The sequence below is a fragment of the Mesomycoplasma flocculare ATCC 27399 genome (genome assembly GCF_000815065.1).
GTDB lineage: Bacteria > Bacillota_I > Bacilli_A > Mycoplasmatales > Metamycoplasmataceae > Mesomycoplasma > Mesomycoplasma flocculare.
Map to the genome: position 1 here is coordinate 484,302 of NZ_CP007585.1, position 21,250 is coordinate 505,551.

17 protein-coding genes and 1 pseudogene are annotated in these 21,250 nt (G+C 28.1%); 5 read left to right on the forward strand and 13 right to left on the reverse strand.

Annotated features, from left to right (window positions below):
• Positions 1 to 241 precede the first annotated feature (241 nt).
• Positions 242 to 559 (forward strand): type III restriction endonuclease subunit M, encoded by a 318-nt coding sequence (locus MYF_RS01870; protein ID WP_236681772.1) that lies wholly within the window; start codon positions 242 to 244, stop codon positions 557 to 559.
• A 198-nt stretch (positions 560 to 757) separates the two neighbouring features.
• Positions 758 to 2,950 (forward strand): hypothetical protein, encoded by a 2,193-nt coding sequence (locus MYF_RS01875; protein WP_002557746.1) that lies wholly within the window; start codon positions 758 to 760, stop codon positions 2,948 to 2,950.
• A gap of 25 nt (positions 2,951 to 2,975) precedes the next feature.
• On the opposite strand, the pseudogene MYF_RS03545 reads toward MYF_RS01875, so the two are convergent.
• Positions 2,976 to 3,842, reverse strand: a pseudogene (locus MYF_RS03545) (Mbov_0399 family ICE element protein); the annotation flags it as partial.
• A 271-nt stretch (positions 3,843 to 4,113) separates the two neighbouring features.
• Here MYF_RS03545 and MYF_RS01890 point away from each other — a divergent pair.
• The gene (locus MYF_RS01890; protein WP_002557749.1) at positions 4,114 to 5,718 is read left to right on the forward strand and encodes a CTP synthase; all 1,605 of its coding nucleotides are present in this window, start codon (positions 4,114 to 4,116) and stop codon (positions 5,716 to 5,718) included.
• Here the strand turns inward: MYF_RS01890 and pgsA are convergent.
• From pgsA to rpsP, 6 genes are read right to left on the reverse strand one after another with little or no spacing between them, the layout of a single operon-like run.
• The gene (pgsA, locus tag MYF_RS01895; protein ID WP_002557750.1) at positions 5,715 to 6,308 is read right to left on the reverse strand and encodes a CDP-diacylglycerol--glycerol-3-phosphate 3-phosphatidyltransferase; all 594 of its coding nucleotides are present in this window, start codon (positions 6,306 to 6,308) and stop codon (positions 5,715 to 5,717) included. The genes MYF_RS01890 and pgsA overlap by 4 nt on opposite strands.
• Positions 6,293 to 6,937 (reverse strand): MHJ_0274 family protein, encoded by a 645-nt coding sequence (locus MYF_RS01900; RefSeq protein WP_002557751.1) that lies wholly within the window; start codon positions 6,935 to 6,937, stop codon positions 6,293 to 6,295. Before MYF_RS01900 ends, pgsA begins: the two co-directional genes overlap by 16 nt.
• Positions 6,938 to 6,948: 11 nt before the next feature.
• Positions 6,949 to 8,847 (reverse strand): type I DNA topoisomerase, encoded by a 1,899-nt coding sequence (gene topA / locus MYF_RS01905; protein ID WP_002557752.1) that lies wholly within the window; start codon positions 8,845 to 8,847, stop codon positions 6,949 to 6,951.
• 18 nt (positions 8,848 to 8,865) lie between these two features.
• Entirely contained in the window at positions 8,866 to 9,228 is a 363-nt protein-coding gene (gene rplS / locus MYF_RS01910) for a 50S ribosomal protein L19 (RefSeq protein WP_002557753.1), read from the reverse strand.
• Positions 9,229 to 9,287: 59 nt separating this feature from the next.
• On the reverse strand, positions 9,288 to 9,971 hold the full coding sequence (gene trmD / locus MYF_RS01915; RefSeq protein ID WP_002557754.1) for a tRNA (guanosine(37)-N1)-methyltransferase TrmD: 684 nt from the start codon (positions 9,969 to 9,971) through the stop codon (positions 9,288 to 9,290).
• 22 nt (positions 9,972 to 9,993) lie between these two features.
• Positions 9,994 to 10,257: a 30S ribosomal protein S16 gene (gene rpsP, locus MYF_RS01920; RefSeq protein WP_002557755.1), complete on the reverse strand. Its 264-nt coding sequence runs from the start codon at positions 10,255 to 10,257 to the stop codon at positions 9,994 to 9,996.
• Positions 10,258 to 10,557: 300 nt separating this feature from the next.
• Here rpsP and MYF_RS01925 point away from each other — a divergent pair, with 300 nt between their 5' ends.
• Both MYF_RS01925 and MYF_RS01930 read left to right on the forward strand, forming a co-directional pair.
• The gene (locus MYF_RS01925) at positions 10,558 to 11,736 is read left to right on the forward strand and encodes a hypothetical protein (RefSeq protein WP_236681773.1); all 1,179 of its coding nucleotides are present in this window, start codon (positions 10,558 to 10,560) and stop codon (positions 11,734 to 11,736) included.
• 33 nt (positions 11,737 to 11,769) lie between these two features.
• Complete coding sequence (locus tag MYF_RS01930; protein ID WP_039387623.1) at positions 11,770 to 13,653, forward strand: DUF2779 domain-containing protein; 1,884 nt, start codon at positions 11,770 to 11,772, stop codon at positions 13,651 to 13,653.
• Here MYF_RS01930 and ruvB read toward each other — a convergent pair.
• The 6 genes from ruvB to asnS form a co-directional block, all read right to left on the reverse strand.
• Positions 13,650 to 14,615 (reverse strand): Holliday junction branch migration DNA helicase RuvB, encoded by a 966-nt coding sequence (gene ruvB / locus MYF_RS01935; RefSeq protein ID WP_002557757.1) that lies wholly within the window; start codon positions 14,613 to 14,615, stop codon positions 13,650 to 13,652. The genes MYF_RS01930 and ruvB overlap by 4 nt on opposite strands.
• Positions 14,593 to 15,258, reverse strand: a complete 666-nt coding sequence (gene ruvA / locus MYF_RS01940; protein ID WP_039387782.1) for a Holliday junction branch migration protein RuvA — start codon at positions 15,256 to 15,258, stop codon at positions 14,593 to 14,595. Before ruvA ends, ruvB begins: the two co-directional genes overlap by 23 nt.
• Before the next feature lie 98 nt (positions 15,259 to 15,356).
• On the reverse strand, positions 15,357 to 16,784 hold the full coding sequence (locus MYF_RS01945; RefSeq protein ID WP_002557759.1) for a hypothetical protein: 1,428 nt from the start codon (positions 16,782 to 16,784) through the stop codon (positions 15,357 to 15,359).
• A 2-nt stretch (positions 16,785 to 16,786) separates the two neighbouring features.
• On the reverse strand, positions 16,787 to 19,048 hold the full coding sequence (locus tag MYF_RS01950; RefSeq protein ID WP_002557760.1) for an ATP-dependent helicase: 2,262 nt from the start codon (positions 19,046 to 19,048) through the stop codon (positions 16,787 to 16,789).
• 2 nt (positions 19,049 to 19,050) lie between these two features.
• Positions 19,051 to 19,686 (reverse strand): RDD family protein, encoded by a 636-nt coding sequence (locus MYF_RS01955; protein ID WP_002557761.1) that lies wholly within the window; start codon positions 19,684 to 19,686, stop codon positions 19,051 to 19,053.
• Between the two features lie 13 nt (positions 19,687 to 19,699).
• Positions 19,700 to 21,049 carry an asparagine--tRNA ligase gene (gene asnS, locus MYF_RS01960; protein ID WP_039387626.1) on the reverse strand — a complete coding sequence of 450 codons (1,350 nt, stop codon included), beginning with the start codon at positions 21,047 to 21,049 and terminating at the stop codon, positions 19,700 to 19,702.
• Positions 21,050 to 21,250 lie beyond the last annotated feature (201 nt).

Here is a 21,250-nt window from a genome sequence, read left to right on the forward strand (position 1 = left end):
AATGCATCCAGGAAAAGAATTTTAGCGAATATTTCAGCCTAAATTTTGTTATTATCTAACTAATTTATTTAAAAAGTTACATTCTTTTTTCTCGGTTAAAAATTTAGCAAAAAAATTTAGTTTTTTTTTTTTTTTTTTTAACTTTATCAAATTCAACTTTTAAATTCAAATTAAACAAATATATTAATAAAATATATTATAATATTTAAAATAAAAATTGTATTTACAAAGGAAATTTTCAATGTCCGATACAAAAATCCCAAATTTATTAGAAATCTACAAACAAAAAATTGAGGAAATTTCCGCAAAAGAACTAAATTTAGACCAAAAAAAATTAGCCTATGAAATTCTTGAAAAATTCCCGGATAATAAACTTGAATATGTCTATCAATTTGTCGTTCAAAGAGTTAAAACCGGATTTCGCTTTGATTCTGCCCCCGAAAGTGATACAAATACTGTTGCTATTTTAGAAAAAGATGAAAATCTTAGTTTTAAATTCAATGAAAATAATTCAAATCAAAATACCTTAATTATCGGTGAGAATTATGATGGACTATAAAAAATTTATTAGTAATCGAGAGAGAGAGAGAGAGAGAGAGAGAGAGAGAGAGAGAGAGAGAGAGAGAGAGAGAGAGAGCAAGGTGAACTTGCTCTTCAATTAGAGTTTTATAAAACATATCTTCCAAGAGTTGATAAAAATCTTTCAATTGATCAAATACAAAATAATTATACCGACGGAATTATTAATGGAAATATTTTGGAATTTAAGTTAAAAATTAATAATTTAAATGCCGTTTTAATTCAAACAATAAAATATTTATCAAGAATGAGAATTAAAGGAATCCCAGTTCCTAAGAATATTCTTTTAATTTCACTTAATAAAAACGAAGTATATATTTATAATTCAAACGACTTTTTAGAACATATTGAAAAAGTTTATATTGGTGCTGCAAGCATTAATAATTTTGACTTCCATACAGACAAAAAACCAAAAAAATTAGATCTAAATTCCCACGCAGATCAAGAAGAATTAATAAGTTTACTCAAAGAAAAACAATACACAAAAATAAATATCGATGAAAACTGCATTGTTGGTTGAGCTAATAAATTTTTTAGAGAAAATCCCGGAAAAACTAAACAAGATTTTATTGGCGATAATACTGGAAAAACTAGAACTCTAGGTGAAATTCGTGATCCTAATACTTTTACTAAATATATAAATCCTTATAAAAAAGATTCCAATGTTCGTTTTGAATATTTAATGGATCAGTTAAATACAAAAATTCAGCAAAAAAATTTAGGAGCCTTTTATACTCCAAAACCTTATGTAATTAAAGCCTACGAATTACTTAGAGCGGCAATTTCGGAAGTTCCTGAGGGAAATGACTATATAATTTTAGATCGTTGTGCTGGGACAGGTAATTTAGAAAAATGATTAACAGACGAGGAATTAAGTCATGTTGTTGTTTCGACTTACGAATATTATGAATATAAAGTTTTAGTTGAACTATTAGGAGATAAGGTAAGACATATCATCCCTCCAACTGAAGATTATAACACTTTTCAGCAAGGTTTTGTAAATGGAGCTAATGCATTAAGTGAAGAATATATTAAAAATGAAACCTTAATGAAATATATTAATAATCCTAAATGTTCAATAATTGTTTTTGAAAATCCACCTTATGTTGAGCCTACCTCAATGGAACAACAAAAATTTAAAACAGCAAAAGAATCCCGTGAAAGTTGAAAAAACTATTATGTGGTTCAGCAAATAAAAGAAAAGAACAACCTCAAAGCTAGTGAGTTTAATGAACTTGCAAATTATTTTATTTTATCCGCTTTTGAATATTACATTCGCCAAAGTGGCGATGCTCTTATTGTCTTTAGTCCCGTAAAATATTTTAAATGACAAAATGCTGTTAAACGAAAAATTGGTGGTGGTTTTGGTTTTAACAAAAAACATTTTCACGCAGGCCAAGATTTTGTCTCTTGTATTTGGTGAAAATTTGAAAAAGAAGAATTTAATCAAATCAAGGTTGAAGTATTTGACATTGATACAATAGCTGATGAACTTATTTTTATCAATAAAGTAAAAATAAAAAAAGTTCATACCTTACTTAGCCAAAGTATTTATAAATACAAAAAAGCAGATCCGCAAAAAGTAGAACCAGATTTAGGCCTTGCATGTGATTATAACGGGCTTTTTACAAAAAAATCAGGAAAAAGTTTAAGAGGAATACCAAGAAATTTAGATGATTCAAATTTTATCGGTTATATTCAAACAACAAGTTTTTCACTTCATTTTGCCTCAAGCGCTTTGATACGAGCTAAAGCTTACAATGAAAATGGGTTTTGAATTGACAAAAATAATTTTCTTGTTGGTTTGATTGCTTTTAGTACCGCTATTTATAAAATAATTGATAGTGATTGAGCAAAAAATTATCTAGCAAAAACCGGCGATGGCTTTAATCGTTTTTTATTAGATCTAGAAACCCAAACAAGACTAAAACAATTTTTACTTAGAAATTTATTTTTTGTTTCACTAACAAATTTAAATCATATTCGAAGTCTTGAGGATCCTAAAGATAAAGACAAAATTTATTTAAACGAGTTATGTCTTGATAATTTAAATCAAAAGCCAACATTAGCTCTAAATACATTAAGAAATTATCAACGTAGTCCTGAAGAATTAGAAATTGAAAATTTGTGATTTAACATTCTTGAACATGCAAGCACAACTAGCAATTACCGGTCTGATTTTAAATATGGCTTATACCAAATTATTGAAGAACTAAACACAAAAACTTTAATAGGCAGCACAAAATCAAATAAATACTCTTATGACTATCCAGAATTAAACGGTAATATCGAAGCTATCAAACAAAAACTTAAAAAATATTATCTTGAAGAAATTGCTCCTATTTTATTTGAATATGAATTTTTAAAATAAATAAAAACCACTTTTTAGGTGGTTTTTATTTATTAAATTTTTTAAATTTCTTTCTAATTAAAAATCAGATCCCAAAAGATAAAAAACTAAATACCGTAATACTTAAAGGGATAAATCAATATAAATTCTTTTTATCTTGGATAAAACTTGTATTTTCTTCAGAATTTGGCAGATTAAATTGATAAGACTCAAAATCAAAATTTGCAACATTAAATTTTAGATTGCCATCTGTTAAAAAATTCGACGGCTTAAAAGTAATTTCTGAAAACTTATTATGCTGGATTTGACTTAAAATGTTGTCAAAGTCCCCGGGATTTAGATATTCTTCTCAATTTAGACCTCAAGGCGCTAACTGTTTATTTAATTCTTCTCTTAGTTGCTCTGCTATTTTTTCTGGATCTTTGGAGTTAATTTTAATATCTTTTAACTTTATTTTTGATAAATTTTTTTCTTTAAGCTCAGAAACATTTGGAACAACATTAACAATATCTAAATTAAAATAGCCAGGCAAATCAATACCAGATAAGGCTAAATTTCCTTGACTTTTTGCCGAATCTAAATCACCTTGATAAATTTCAAAAAACGCTGGATTATTTAAAAGTTTTGGGTCAAAAGAATAATTTTACCCAAAATTCAATTGATTGTTAGATAAAAATTGAATTTGTTCTTTTATTTGTTCTGCGGCTTTATCAGGATTTGTTATTCCTTTTAAATTGACTTTGATATTTTTTGGCAAAACATTAAAAACATCATAATTATCTTGGGCTTCTTCTTGTAATTTTTTTAAATTAAACTTATATTGATCTTTAACTAAAAAATGATCGTTATCACTTATGAGTTTAATTGCAAAATCGCCTTCTTTTGTAGTTTCAATTTTTACTGCAACATTCTTTATCGCTTTATGAAAACCGCCAATTCCGGCAAATAAATCAATAAATCTTAATTTTTGTTTAGTCTTGTTTAGAAACGGAACTAAAATATTTTTATCATTATCATTAATATTTAATATGTGATTTTTTGCTTGTTGCATTGATTATTCTCTTTTTGTTTTTTATTTACCATTTTTTTAATTTAAAATTGTGCCATATTTTATTCAAATATACTAATAATTTGGCAAAAAATACTTAAATTTATAGTATAATTATTAATTTTATAAGGAAATTATGGCTAAATTTATTTTTGTAACCGGCGGAGTTTTATCAGGAATTGGGAAAGGGGTATCGGTTGCCTCTGTTGCTAATTTATTAAAAAGTTGCGGTTATTCTGTTTATATTTTAAAATTAGATCCGTATTTAAATGTTGATCCAGGTGTTCTATCCCCTTATGAACATGGTGAGGTTTTTGTTACAGCCGATGGCGGCGAAACTGATCTAGATTTAGGCCATTATGAAAGATTTGTGGATCAAAATTTTTCTAAAGATTCAAATCATACAAGCGGGAAAATATTGCTTTCAATAATCGAAAAGGAGCGAAAAGGTTTTTACCAAGGTAAAACAGTGCAAATAATCCCACATGTTATTGATGAAATTATTTTCCGCATCAAAAAAGTTGCAAAAAAATATCAAAGCGATTTTGTTTTAGTTGAAATCGGCGGCACTGTTGGCGATATGGAATCAAATCCATTTTATTTTGCTGCTTCGCAAATGGCGGCTGAATCAAGTTTTAAAGATGTTTTTTTTATCCATACAACTTATATTCCATTTTTAAGCGCCTCAGGTGAGTTTAAAACTAAGCCGGCGCAATTTTCAATTGCCAAGCTCAATTCGCGCGGAATTCGCGCTAATGCAATTTTTCTTCGTCTCGAAAGTGAAAAAGTCGAGATAAAAATTGCACAAAAAGTTGCAAAAAGCGCCTTTTTAGCGTTGGAAAATATTATTACTATTCCCAATCTTGAAAATATTTACCAACTGCCCCTTTTATTAGAACAAACTGATTTGTTAAAATCAATTTTTTCGCATTTTCAGTTAGAATTGCGCCAACCAAAATTAGAAAAGTGAAAAGAATTTACCGCTTTATTGTTAAAAAAATGAGAAAAAACGCTAAAAATTGCCGCCCTTGGTAAATATACCCAATTTCTTGATGCTTATAAATCCATTATAGAAGCATTCAAAATTTCCGCCGCGCACCAAAAAGTTAATCTTGAATTAAAATTTATTGACACAACGGAGGAAAATTTTCGCGTAGACAAACTAAAAAATTTCCACGGAATAATAATTCTTCCGGGTTTTGGTTTTCGCGGTTTTGAAAAAAAAGTTGAAGCGGCTACTTTTACTTATAAAAATAACATCCCAACAATCGGAATTTGCCTCGGAATGCAAGTAATGACAATTGCCTTAGCAAGATTAAATGGGATAAAAAATGCCCATTCTGCCGAATTTCTTGCAGAAAAACCAGATCAAACTAGCGTTCTTGATTATAACCAAATTGATGGTTCAAAATTACAAATTGGCGGAACTCTCCGTCTTGGTAATCATCAAGTTCTATTTGCCAAAAATTCAAAAATTGCAAAAATTTACGGGAAAAATTCAGCTTTTGAACGTCATCGACATCGTTTTGAGGTTGTTAAAAAATATTTAAATAAACTAGAAAATCAGGATTTCATTTTCAGCGCTAGAGATGCAAAAACTGATTTAATTGAAGTTTGTGAATCAAAAACACATATTTTTTATATCGGCGTGCAATATCATCCAGAATTTATTACCCGACCACTTAATCCCCATCCGCTTTTTAATAGCTTTTTATCAACAATTATTGAAAATATTTCCTAGTTTGAAATTTTACCCTTTACTAATTTTGCAATTGCCCGAATATAAAAAAGTCCCGAAATTAGCGAAATAAAGGCGGAGAAAATTATCCCTAAATTAAATAGATAATAATAACTTTGATAAATTTGTACACTAATTGAATAACCCAGAAAAATTATTGAAATAGCCATAATTTGTAAGACAGTTTTTAACTTTCCCCAAAAATTAGCAGCAATAATTACGCTTTTTTTGGCTAAAAAAATTCGTAAACCATCGACAATAATATCCCGCAGAATAAAAATTAGCACAAAAAACCATGGCACTAAAAGTAAATAAGCTAAAAAGAAGAAGGTTGTCGTTGTTAGAATTTTGTCAGTAATAGGATCAAAAATTTGGCCAAATTCGGATACAATTTTTCATTTTCTTGCAAGAAAACCATCAAAGAAATCAGAAATACTTGCAAGGATAAAAACAGCAAAAGAGCTATAAAATAGGTAAAAAATATTCGTTTTATTAAAAAAATAAAGGAATAGAGCTATTATTGAGGCGCTAATTAGGCGAAAAAATGTTAAAAAATTAACAAATAAAAATTTAATCTCTAACTTTTTTTTCATTTTTTTCAAAAAGGTAACCTTATTATATTTACAGGAATTCGCCGAGTTTCTAAATATTTATCGCAAAAATTCGCAATTTCGGCGCTTTTTATCTTTCCTTTTTTCAAATCCATAATTAAGGAAAGATAATATTTTTGAAATTCGCTCTTTTCTTCATTAAAGAAATTTAAAATTGTAGCATCAAAATCTTTTAAATACAAAGAAAAATCAAGAAAATATTCAATTTCGGCGCTAGTACGTTTTCTTCATAAATTAGACTTATTTTTTGCTAGTGAATTTAAATTATCAAAAAAAATTTTTTCAGTTTCATAGCCCGATTTAAGTATTTGGCTAACAACTGGATCTTTTTCTAATTTTTGTAAATGAATTTTTGCAAGACTATTTACATCAGACATTTTTAATTTTGTACCTACTACGAAATTATTCACTAAATTATCGTTTTCTGCGATAATTATAATAATCCGCGCTAAAAAAATCGCTAAAGTTTTATTTGCTAATTGTTTAAGCTCGGCTTTTTCCGCTTTTAACTTTTTCAATTTTAAACGGTTTGAAACAAAACTAAAGGCAAAAAAACCGATAATTAAAGTCAAAAGCAAGGCAATTACAACAATTAAATTAGTATCAACCATATAATATTTTTTTATTCTTTAGTTTTTTTTGGTAAAAATTTAGCCACTTTTTTCATCTCTAAATCCGGTTTTAAAAACCGGCATTTAGGAAAATTATCACAGCCGATAAATCTCTGACTTGTTTTGCGATTATGGCGATAAACTAAATTAGCGCCACATTCTGGGCATTTTTCCCCTGTTGTTTTAATTTCCATTACCACTTTTTCAATTGGTTTTGCCTCATTTATAATATTTTCAATTTTTGACCACATACTATCAAGATATTTTTTATAATCCTGTTTTCCTTGGGCGATTAGATCAAGTTCTTCTTCAACATCGGCGGTAAATTTTGCTTCAATTATCTCAGGGGAAATTTTTGCTAGATTTTCATAGACAATTTCACCGAATTGACTTAGAATTAGCGATTTTGCTTCGGTTATAACGTATAAATGATCTTTTAATTTTTTTATAGAAACGGCAAAAGTTGAGGGGCGACCAACTTTTTCATCATCTAATTTTTCAATTAGAGTTCCATCGTTAAAATGGGCCGGCGGATTTGTTTTATGTTTTGAAGATTTTATTGAACTTTCAAATTTTTTGCTAACCGGAAATTCTTTATTAATTAAATCATTTAATGACTTAAATTCAGGTTTAAATTTTAATTTCGGCAATTCGGTTGCTTTATAATAACCATCAAAAAGAAATTCTGAATAACTATAGATAAATATATGTTGTTTTATAGGACTTTTGAATGTAAGGCGAGTAATTTTACGAATTGGAACTTCCATTAAAGCTTCAATTGTTGTTGTATAAATTAATTGATAAATTTGCAATTCGGCTGAAGTTAGTGGATATTTTGCCTTTGCTAATTCCGGAGTTAGTTCTAAATTTGTTGGTCTAATTGCCTCATGGGCATCCTGGTCGCCGCTAAAACCCTTGATTGTTTTGGCAAAATATTCCTGACCGAAATTTTTACTTATAAATTCTTTAGCTTTTTCAATAAAAGTCTGGCTAAGCCGGGTTGAATCAGTTCGCGGATAAGAAATAAGACCATAATCGCCAAAACCTTCATATAGTTTTTGTAAAGCATTAGCAACCAAAGATGAGGGAAATTGCGCCATTTTTTTGAAAACAGTTGCTTGTTTTAACGGGCTAACTTTGACGTCTTTTTTCTCTCCTTGCTGGAATTTAGTAAAAATTAAGTAAGGGTTTTCCTTAATTTCGTTGATAATTTCGAAAAGCTTATCTTCTGAATTGATTCAATCGCTTTTTTTTGCCTCGTTTTCTAAATTATGATAGCTAACTTCAAAAGTATTTCCTTTTTGATCGCTTAACTCAATTGACAAATTAAAATAAGTCTCAGCTTTGAAAGCTTTAATTTCCTTTTCGCGATCAAAAATAAGTCTTAAACCAAACGATTGAACCCGCCCAGCAGCCGGATTTTTTGGCGGATTTTTGATTTTATTTTTTAATAAGGCCGTAAGGCGAAAACCGATGATTCGGTCAAGCATTCTTCTTGTTTGCTGGGAATTTATAAGATTTTGATCGAGTTTTCCGGGGTTTTCAAGTGCATACAAAATTGCGCTTTTGGTAATTTCGTTATATTTAATTCGTTGATATTTATCGTTAATTTGCAAATATTCAACAAGCGAAGCCCCAATTGCTTCGCCTTCACGGTCGGCATCAGTTGCGATTATTACCGTTTTTGCCTGTTTTGCTAATTTTTTTATTTCGCCGATTATTTTTTTCTTACTTTTATCAAGTACATAAGATGGAGTTCATGTTTTAAGATCAATACCTAATCCAAATTGTCCGGTTTTGGCTAAATTTGCAATATGACCAACACAGGCTGTTACTTTATAAGTTGAATCAAGATAGGCCGAAATTGTATTAATTTTATTGGGAGATTCAACTATTATTAATTTTTCCACGATTTTTTAATTAATTTTTTAGTTTTTCAATTCTTTTCGTTTAATTTCCTTTAGACGGGCTGATTTTCCTGATCGTTGTTTCATATAATATAATTTGGCGCGGCGAACTTTATTGGAACGGACAACTTCAATTTTATCAACAAGAGGTGAATGAAGTAAAAAAGTTCTTTCAACACCAATTCCATGAGAAATTTTGCGGACAACAAAACTGGATGATAGCCCGTTTTTCTTGAATTTAATTACAAGGCCTTCGAAAATTTGAATTCGCGTTTTGTTTCCTTCTTGAATTTTAAAGTGAACACGGACATTATCGCCTGGCTGAAATTGCGGAAACAACCGAAGCTGGCTTGATTCAACAATTTCTATCAATTTTGTTTGCATTTTAAACTCCTCTTAAATTTTTATAAAATTATTTCTAAAAATTATATTCGAAAATCATCTTATTTTTTATTTTTTATTTTTAAATATTTTTTTCATAAATCAGGGCGCTTTTTTTGTGTAATTAATTCGCGCTGTTTTTGTCTTCATTCTTGAATTTCCTTATGATTTCCTGAAATTAAAACATTTGGAACTAAAAATCCGCGAAAATTTGCCGGGCGAGAATATTGCGGATAATCTAGTAAAAAGTCATTAAAAGTTTCGTTTTTTAAAGAATTTGAATTTATTATATCTGGTTTTAAACGGATAATTGCATCAATTATTGCCATCGCCGCAATTTCGCCACCGGTTAGAATAAAATCACCTATTGATAATTCAAAATCGATAAAATTATCAATAATTCTTTGATCAAAACCTTCATAATGACCGCATAAAAATGTAATTTCTTCTTCACTTGCTAGTTTTTTTGCGATTGTTTGATCGAATTTTTTTCCCTGAGGACTAAGCGCGATTTTTATACCACCAACTTTTTCTAATGCTGCAACAACAGGTTGAATTTGCAAAAGCAAACCAGGCCCACCTCCATAGACATAATCATCAACTTTTTGGTGTTTATTTTCACTAAAATTGCGAAAATTAACAACATTTATCGTTACTTTGTTTTGTTTAATTGCTTTTCCAATAATTGATTCTGCACTAAAAATATCAAAATAACGCGGAAAAAGTGTTAATACATTAATCTTCATCTGTTAAAATTTTAAAAAAAAATTAAGAGTTTGTTTTTTGCTCCAAAAAAGCTTTAAATATTCCTTTTTTTGAAAAAATACTTCTAACAGTGTTTGTCGATTGAGCGCCGATATGTAACCAACGATATGTTTTTTCTAAATCTACATTAACTTCTTTTTTTTGTGGGTTATAATATCCAAGCGATTCAATAAACCTTCCATCACGAGGCGCACGAGCATCTGCAACTACAATTTTAAAGAAGGATTTGAATTTCGAACCCTTTCTTTGAAGTCGTATTTTTACCATTTTAACTCCTTTTTTATTATTGGTTTTTATTATTGTTATTTTTTAGCGCGGTTTGTGTATTATACCACATTTAAAAATTAAATCCAAACGTTTTTTTGTAAAAAAATCAAAAAATAAATTTGTAAATTAACTAGAAAACTATTTTTAGGCTGAATTTATGCGGTTTTTTAAAAAATTAACTAATTTTTTAAAAAAATCTGACATAGATATCTAACAAATCTTTATAATATATAAATAGTATTTCTTAATTAATAAAAATAAAATAAATTAAAGCCTATTATTATGATATAATTTTTTAAAATGTCAAAATGGGAAATAAACACAACAATAAAAAAACGAATAGCAAAATTAATAAATTATTTAACTTTTCAGGCCATTTTGATGGTTGTTTTTCCTAGTGTTATTGTTTCTTGTAGTAGTTCTAAAATACCACAAATTTTGCTACAAAATTTACAATCTAGATCTGTTGAGTTTGTGCTTGACAATGTTGAATTGATGCCACAAGAAGATGTCTCTAAATCATTTAAAATTGAATTAAGAAAAGAAAATGCTGAAAATTACCAAAAAACTAAATTTTCAGCAAGACGCGCCCTGCATAATAATCAACCAAAAATATTGCTAAAAATTACAAATTTAGAACCTAATTCCAAATATGCTATTAAAATTAGTCATCTTGAAGGCGAAAATGAAAAACAATTATTTATCAGAGGTAATGTTTTTCAAACCAAACCAAATCCATCAATTATTTCTAATTCTTTTAAAAAAATAAACTCGCAAGATCCTTCAAGTCAGTATGATTTTAAAGTGGCTTTATCAGATTCCAGTTTATCATCGCAAAATATTTATGTTCATTATCGTAAAGCTAATATGATTCGCGCGAATCATGAAATTCAATCTTTTGTTCATAATATTAAATCTGATCAATTTCTGTATGTTAGTCTAAAAAATTTAGAAAGGGATACAAATTATATAATTTCCGGGCTTTATAATCAAAAAGGTGATTTACTAACTTTTGATAACAATTTATTCCCGTTATTATTTAGAACTGATGCTGACATTGTTGGAATTGAAGTTTCAAATTCTAAATTTCCCGGACAAATTGATCAAAACCTTGAAAATATTGATGTTGAATTTTTGGTTAAATTTAGTCCTGGAATTGTGAAAAGCAACAATGTGAACAATTATAGTCTCGTTTTTAAACGCGAAAACGATAGCGTTTCAACAGGCTTTGATCAAGTTAATGAAAAAGATGTTGAATATATTGCAAATTATGTTAGGCCAGCAGACAAAGGCGAAAATAGTTTTATTTTCGCGGCAAAATTTCCTTGAGGGAAACAACATAATTTTTATAAAATTGTGGGCGGATTTAATAAATTAGCTCGTGATAGCCATTTATTTGATCAAAATATCGTTGATTCTGCCAATATTCTAAAAATTAATCAATCTGTTTTAGCCCAAAGATTACAAATAGACGCGTAATTTTTTTTTTTTTTTTTTGATTGGATTTTTAAAATGGGGAAAATTAATTTTACGCATTATTTTCGTTTACATACAAGCCAAAAGTACTTTATTTGGAATAATCTAGATTCAGATTTTTTTCCTTATTTTGATTTAGAAGAAGAAAATTTTGATAATTCAATTTGAGACATTGATGCCTTAGCCCTTGAATCGACTAAATTTTCTGAATTACATATTAATATTTTTAAAAATTTCATCACAGAATTTCACCTATTTATTAAGAATAAATTTCCTGAAAGAAAAATTTGCATTGTATACCAAACAAAAATCGAAAGAAAAATTAGTCAAACATTAGAATTTTATAAAAGCGGGAAATGCGATATAATTTTCAATCCTTGCTTTGGATACCAACAGGCAACAGCAAATCCGTCTGTTTTTTTTATTTTTAGCAAAAAAATAAGTATATTAAAATTATCAACCTCAACAAAAATTAGCGATTATCTAAGAGCTAATTGGGATTTTTGAATTTCTAGCTATTGCCTTCGTAAAATTTCAAAAGAGCTCAATCCAATTGAAGAAGTTTCTTATTTTTTAATTGACACAGTCGAGACACCAAGAAAAAATAAAACAGAGTTTCATGAAACTTTATGAGTTTCAACTAATAAAAGTGTAAAATTAGCAATAAAATCTGAACGCGAAGGACCTAATTATTTTTTAGCTAAAAAAATTGCCAAACAAAATGGTTTAACTCTTTCAGAATTTAAAAATCCTGATTTTTTAGACCAAAACAAAATAATTAGAAATCTTGTAAGAAATTCAATTGAAAAAATTTCGGCTGTAAAAAATAAAAAAATTGCCAAAATGATACCAATAAAAATCGCTATAAAGGAAATTGAAGAAGCTAAAAATATCAAAACATTTAGCGCTCCTAAAGATATTGATAATAGCAGTTTTGAAAAAAATCCTGATTTTAACGTATTAATCGCACATTTTTATCCACAATTTGCAAATATTAATGGAACACTTTTAAAAGCAAATAATATTTTGACATTAATAAAAAATGAAGAAAAGAAACTTATTTTTGAAAAAAATTCTTATTGATTTAATTTTTTTCAAAAAAATAATTTTATTATTATTAATGATTTTAAAAAATTAAATGAATTTTTGCTAAATTTTCAGAATAAAAAAATTGTTTGATATGACTTTGAGGCGTTTTCTTTGCCTTTTCCGCCCATTGATTATGTGCGGCCTTTTCAACAAATTGTTTCTCAGCTTTCAATAGTAATTACGGAAAATGGAAAAATTTTATCGCAAGATTTTATAAATTCTAATCTTGTCTTTGACCCTAAAAATTATTGCTGAGAAAATTTCTGCAAAATAATTGACAAAATTTACAACGAAAATGCGGATTTTTATGTTGTTTTTAACAAATCATATGAACTTACAAGGCTAAGAGAAATGCTTGACATAATATTTAAAAATTATCTTGAGAAAATGCCATACCATGAAGCAAGTAAAGAGGTTGAAAAATACGAGCTAAAAGTAGATAAAATAATCAAAAAAACCATTGATTTAAAAGATCCTTTTGCAAACTATTGAATTCTAATCTCGGATCTTAAGGGTTGTTATTCAATTAAAAAAATTGAAAATTTTATCAATAAATACAAATATAATTTAGAAAGATTAATTATTCCATACAATAAATTAGCAGTAAAAAACGGGCTAGAAGCAATGACTAAATCAATAGATCGCTATTTTAATTTTATTGGTGATAATGAGTGAGATAAAATAAAAACCGATTTACAATTGTATTGTCAAAATGATGTAATTGCTATGATTATGGTTTGAGATTTTCTCAATTTTATTTATGATAATATTAATAAAAATGAGAAAATATTAGTAATTAATCCCAAAAAAGTCACACTTTTTAGTAATTAGTTAGTTGCGCTATTTTTTAATTCTTCTAAATAATTTCTGCCTTTTTTTGTTATACGACGGCCTCGTGAGGTTTTCTCGATTAACTCTCTTTCAATTAAGGGCGGCTCAATTATGTTAACAATGGTTTGGCGGTGTTCTTTTAAAACGCTTGAAATTACATCAAGTGCCACGGATTTTCCTTTAAAAATTTTTACAAGAACTGTTAGATATTCAATATTTATTTGTGTAAGACCTTGATTATAAATTCCTATGCTATCAAAAGTTCTATTAACAATTTCGCGATCTATGCGTTTAGCATTTAAAACCAGTGCAAAATCTCGGATTCTTTTTAATAAATTATTCGCAATTCTTGGTGTGTTATTCGAAAAACCAGCAACATATTTAACAATTTCTACATTCATTTTAAGCTTTAAAACTGATGCTGAATTACGGATAATTTGAATCATTTCATCAAGTGTATAATCAACAATTTTGGCTACAAAGCCAAAACGATTTTGTAATGGTGTTGAAATTTGCGCTAATTTTGTTGAAGCACCAATTAATGTAAATTGCGGTAATTTCATGCGCATAATTTTCCTTTCTCCATCAACTCCAATTTGCAAATCAATTACAAATTCCTCCATTGCAGCGTATAAAAGTTCTTCAATATTTTTATTAATTCCGTGAATTTCGTCAATAAAAATGATCGTATCCTGCGATATATTAGCCAAAACAGCAAGTACATCTGATTTTTTTTCAAGCAAAGGGCCTTGAACATATTTGATTTTTGTTTCAAGAGTATTTGCAACAATATTTGCTAGTGTTGTTTTTCCTGTTCCAGGTGGCCCGTAAAATAAAATGTGATCCAATGATTGTTTTCTTTTTTGTGAAGAACTAATTAAAACTTGTAATGTTTCAACTAACTTTTTTTGTCCAATAAAATTTTCAAAACTTGTAGGCCTAACTTCTAAATTCTCTGGCATTGGAAATAAGTTTAATTGCTTCTTCGATTAAGTTTTCAAAATTTTCACTAGGTTGAACTTTAGCAAGCGCATAATCAATTTGCCGCGATTTGAATCCTAACATTTTCAACGAATCTTCAAGATTTGATGCGGTTTTATCTTCAAGAAAAGTTTTTTGCAGTGCAATATCTTCTAAATCATCGTTTTTTTCTAATAATTTTTTCGCAGGTTCTGTGTTTAATTCATCAGGTTGGTTTTTATCATTTTCAGCAAATTTTCTATATTTTCGGTGGAACTCAAAAACAATTTGTTTTGCATTTTTTTCAGAAAGATAAGGAATTTTTGAAAGTGATTTTCAATCATTACTTGCAATTAAATTAATTACATTTTGCATTCCGGAATTAAGGGCTGAAATTGCTGTTTTGGGCCCAATTCCTTGAATTGAAATTAGATCCTCAAACAAAATTCGCTCCCGGAAGCTCGCAAAGCCGTAGGTTATTTTTGTATAATCATTTTCGTATTCATAAAGATAAATTTTGCGATTTTCATCACGGCTAAAACGGTCTATTCGCGGCACATAAACCAGATAACCGCTCCCGTGATTATCAATAATTAGATAATTTTTGTTTTTCGATACTATTTTTCCATATTGGTAAATTTGCATATTTGCTCCATTTTTATTTTTTCAAATTAATTTAAAAATTTTGTTAAAAAAAAACTTAAAAAAAGAAAAAATAAAGAAAAAAGGCAAAATTTTACTGTTTATCAATAATAAAGCGGAAAATTTTTATTTGAAAAATTAAACTTGGCAATCATTTCCTTTTTCATTATAATCTTAATTTTTTCCTTGCGCGCATATTCGGCAAGGGAAGAAATAATGATGTCGTTACTATCCGTTGATTCTTTAAAAGTTATTTGATCTGCGATAAACAAAATTGAAGGTTTTTCAATGTCAAGATAGTAAAACAGTTTTGAATCAACTATTTTTTGATAACAAATATTATTAATATAGCTAATATCAATATCGAGCATATTAATTTCTGATTCAATTAGAAAAATAAATTTTTGAAATTCAATTGGTAAATTTCGTAATTTTTGTGCAACTACATAATTTATTTTATAGATTTTTCTAGAATGGTCAAAATTTGAATTTGTTGTTAAAAATCTAATTAAATTGTCAATTTTTTGACTCTGATAAAAGTCAAAATTATAAACTTGATAAGCAAGTTTATTAGTTGAAAATTCGTAGATCTCGCCAAATTTATAATCATTAATATTAAAAGTGGTAGTCATATTTTTCGCATTTTCAATAATTGTTTTGAAAGTTTGACTACTTGATTTTATTTCCAAAAAGTCAATTTTTTTGTTAATAATATGATCAAAAAATTTATAAATTTCTATTTTTCAGTCATAATTTATTTTGCGGTCGAGATCAATAATTGTTCAAAATAAAAAAATCTTAAAATTATGGATTTTTACATAATTTTTATAATAATTTTTAATTTTTTCAAGAAATTTCGGTGATTGTGCACAGATTTGCATAATTAAAATATTCTCAAAATATAAAATTGTAAAATCAGAAATTTGTTTAAAAAATAAAAATTTTTTATTATAAGAAATAAAGAAATTTTTAACAAATTCAACACTTATCTGAAAAGGGAAATTAAAGGCAGCAAGAAAACTCGAATTTTCAAAATTCAAAATTAATTTATCCACTATTCGATTTTCAAAAATTTCTTTATTTTTATTTAAATCAATGATTGGTTTATGCACTTCTTGGATAACAAAACCATTTTCGGGTTTTTCCTGAAAAAAAACTTGAAAATGGTTGTTAAATAGCATTTTTTTTTTAAACTCCACCAAAATTGTTTTTTTTTCTCAGTTTTTTAAAATAGACAAAAAAATTTGTTGATACGGTTTTTCAAGTAAGCTAATAAAATCATCCTCTGTAATTCAAAGCCCTGATAGCAAGTTCTTGTTTCTGAGCGTATATTTTAATGATGGAAGCGAAAATACATCACTAACTCTAATTCTTTTTAATTCAGAATCATAAGTGAAAGGAATTGAAAAAGTTTTTTTTGTTTTTTTATTATATATAAAAATTAAAGTTGCAATTAAAAAAACAAGAAAAAAAACAGAAACTAAAATAATTAGAGCGATTAATAAAAAAAGTTTAATATCTAGAAGCATTTCTATGAAATTTTCTCTATTGACTTATGCGTTTTTAAAAGAGTTTTTATCCCAGCATCGCCAGGAATATCAAAAAATTTAACTAAAATTGAATCGGCCCTGACTTCAAGAACGATTCCCTTCCCGAATTTTAAATGGCTAATCTGGTCGCCAGTTATAAATTCAATATTATCAGATTCGCTTCTTGCATAATTCAATTTACCGGTTGCATCAAGTTTACGGAACTGATATAACTGCTCCGCTTTAATTTTCATTTCTTTAATAAATGGGGAAATACTATTATAATCGCTTGCAAATTTATGGTTAAAATCACGAGAAACCGGTAAACTTCGATAGCCATTTGTTATGTATAAAACCCTCTTAGCACGAGTAACTGCTACAAAAGCGAGTCTTCTTTCTTCTTCGTATTCATCGCGCGAATTTAAATCCAGTACTTTTTGTGTTGGAAAAATTCCTTGGTTCATGCCAACAAGAAAAACATATTCAAATTCAAGACCTTTTGAAGAATGAACAGTTAAAAGATTTATTTTGTTTAGTGATTCTGTTTGTTCAAAATGCGAAATTGCGGCATAATCAAGATAATCAGCTAATTTTTTATCTGGGTTTTGGCTTTGCCAATTATCTAGTGTTTTGTAATATTTTTCCAAAAGCTCGCGCGTATCAGAGGCTTGTTTTGGATCCTTAATAGCATTAAAATAGTCAATTTTTTTTAAAAAAGAGTCTAAAACTTGCGAATAAAGTTTAAAAACAGATGGTCTTTTCTCTTCAATTTCAGTTTTAAATCTTTTTGCCGCAGAAATTCTTTCTAAAAGAGTTTTAATTTTAACTTGATTATCGTGACTTAAAGGAATTTTTCCATGTTTTTCCTTTAAATTTATCCTTCCTGAATAATAATTAAATAAAAAATCGTATAAGTTAAGGCCAAACTGTTCAGCTAAAGCAATTAATTTGCCAACAGTTACAGAACCAATTTTTTTTGGCGGTACATTTATTATTTGCTCAAAAGCATATGGATCCGAATTTTCGATTACTTTTAAAAAATAAACAGCATCCCGGACTTCCTTTTTAGCAGCTAACGGTGAGCTACCATGCTTAAAATACGGAATGTTGTGAGCATCTAATTTATCACTTATTTGACGAAAATAAAAATTTGAACGGGCGAGAATTGCAATATCAGAATAATTTACTTTGTTTTTTGTAATCAAATCAAGAATTTTATTATAAATTCACTCAACTTCGATGCCGCGTTCGCTTGTTAGGTCTTCAAAATGGATATCAATTTGTTCATTTGAGATAGCTACCAAATTTTTCTTAATTCTGTTTTTATTATTCGAAATTAAATGATTTGCGGCATCGAGAATATTTTGCGTTGAACGATAATTTTTATCTAGAACTACCGTTTGCAAATTAGGAAAATCTTTTTCTAAATTTAAAATTAATGAAGGATCGGCTCCTCGCCAAGAATAAATTGTCTGATCAGGATCACCAACAACAACTAAACGAGTTTTATTTTTAATAAAAAATTTTAAAATTGAATATTGAATTAACGAAGTATCCTGAAATTCGTCAACTAAAACAAAGTCAAACTTTTTCTGCCAACGACTAGAAATTTCTTCATTTATTTCAAAAGCAATTTTAGTATAAAGCAAAAGATCATCAAAGTCAATTATATTAGTTTCTTTTGTTTTTTCTACATACTTTTGATAAACTTGCGCTTTGATATTTTCAATTTCATTATTTGCTTTCAAAAACATTTCTTCGGGGGTTTTTTCTAAATTTTTCGCATTTGAAATAAATTGAATCGCTTGAAAAGCGCTTATTTTGGACTCATCACGGTCTTCATGTGATTTTAAATGTTTTCCTAAAAGTTTTTCGACAATGTTTCTTTGATCTTGTTCATCGATTATATTAAAACGAGGGTTATTAATCGGAATTTCCGCTAATTCAACAATTTTTTTTGCTTCTGTTCGTAAAATTAAATTACAAAGTGAGTGAAAGGTAAAAATATGTACATCTTTTGCTTTCTCCCCAACCAACTTTTCAACACGAACACGCATCTCCTCTGCTGCTTTATTTGTAAAAGTAAGGGCCAAAATTCGGTTTGGGTAAGTTAATGATTCATTAATTATATAAGCAATTTTTTTTGTTAGCACAGAGGTTTTCCCTGTGCCTGCCCCGGCAACAATTCTTAAATGGGCGCTATTAGTAATCACAGCGATTTTTTGCTTTTCATTAAGTTGTGATAAAATATTTTGCGATGACATATTTAATTCCCCTCCCAATAAACTGGAACAAAATTAGCCTGAATTGGATTTAAATAATTATTTTTCAAACTAGATTTTTTTAGATAAATTTCGGTTTTTGAATATCTGTCAACAATTGTTGTTTGTCTAGATCCTAAAATTGAAAGACTGTTAACTATCATAAAAAAAAAGTTAACTTTCGAAAATAAAGCGGGAAAACTAATGCTAATTTGTTGAAACAAACTGAGTTTTTGATTTTTAAAACGCTCAAAAAAATTAAAATCAATCCCAAAACTCAAGTCTAACAGCAAAGAGGCAATAAATAATGATATGATTCAGTTAATTGTTAAAAATATTTCTCTTTTGAATAAAATTTTAATTTTATCTTTAAAATTTAAATTTTCTATGAGAAAATAAATTTTACTATTAGTAAAAAATTGACCTAATGTTTGACTTGAAAAAGCAACAAATAAAATTCGGTAAACCATTGTTATAAAAAAAACATTTAAAATTCAAAAATAAAATTTCCATTTTGCCCAACTTGTTAAGATTAAAAGCAAATAAAAAAATAATAAAAATAATAAAAAAAGCAAAGCAAAATCAATCAACCCAGCAATAAAACGTCGTCAAAACCGTGCTCTTTCAAAATGATTTTTCAATTTTTTCCTTTTTTTACATTAAAATATTTTTATTTGTACGTGGAAAAGGAATAACATCACGGATATTTTCAATGCTAGTAACATACATCAAAAGTCGCTCAAAACCAAGTCCAAAACCACTAGATCCAGGGTTACCAAATTTTCTCAGATCCAGATACCATTGAAAATCCTCGATATTCATTTTCAATTCATGCATTCGTTCTAATAGTTTTTCATAACGTACTTCACGTTGTGATCCGCCGATTAGCTCACCAATTCCAGGAACTAAAAGATCAAAAGCAGCAACAGTTTGACCATCATCATTTTGGTGCATATAAAATGCTTTTAATGCTTTTGGATAATTTGTAATTACAACAGGCGAGTTAAAAATTTCTTCGGCTAAAAACCGCTCATGCTCCGTTTTTAAATCAGCGCCGAAAAACAAATCTTTTTCTTCAAACTTGTCTTGATGTTCTAAAAGTAATTCAATAGCTTTTTCGTAACTAATTTGACTAACTTGCGAATCACAGAATTGGATCAAACGGCGACGGAGGTTTTTATCTCCTACTTTTTCTAAAAACGTAAATTCATCCTTATTTCTAATTATAACTGATTTTATAACTTTTTGAACTAATTTCACAGCTAATTCAATAATTTGCTCTAAATTATAAAATGCAACTTCAGGTTCAATCATCCAAAATTCAGCAGCATGTTTTCGTGTATTTGATCGCTCAGCACGAAATGTTGGCGCAAAAGTATAAACTTTTTTAAAACCTAACGCATAAGCTTCGGCATGCAATTGGCCTGTGACACCTAAAGTTGTTTTTTTGTTAAAAAATTCTTTTTTTTCATCATCTACAATAAAAACTTCTCCCGCGCCTTCGCCATCATTTGAAGTTAAAATTGGTGCAGAAAAATTAATAAAACCTTGACGACTAAAAAACTTATGAATTTCATAAAAAAGTGATGATCTTAATTTCATTATCACACGAAATAAACGAGTTCGATGGCGAAAATGCGGCATTTGACGCAATATTTCAAGAGAAATTTCCTGATTTTGAATCGGAAAATTAGCGCTATAATTATGCCCTTTAATTTCAAAGTTTTCAACCAAAATCTCGCCAAATTGTTGACGCTCAGGGGTGTTTGAAAAGATGCCTGAAATTTCAATTGCCATTCCAATTGCCAAATTTTCAGTTTTTTCAAATTCAATAAGATCACTTTTAAGAACGCATTGCAGATTTTTAAATGATGAGCCATCATTTAATTCGATAAACATAATTTTTAAATTACCACGAATATTAGTAACTCATCCTTGAATTGTTACTTTTTTCTGATCGTGTAATTCAGGGTGTACACAAATTTCACTAATTGTCGCCAGCATATTTTTACTCCACATTTATAAAATTTATAAAATAAAATCTTTATTATTATACCATAAAATTTGGCTTTGCACTACTTGTTATTAGCATAAAAATTTGCATAAACCTTTTAAAAAAATTTTTTTAATCGACTTTTTAAAAGAAGGTGTAAAAATTGAATCTTTTACATAAAACATAATTAAAAAAAATCGAAAATAAAAAAA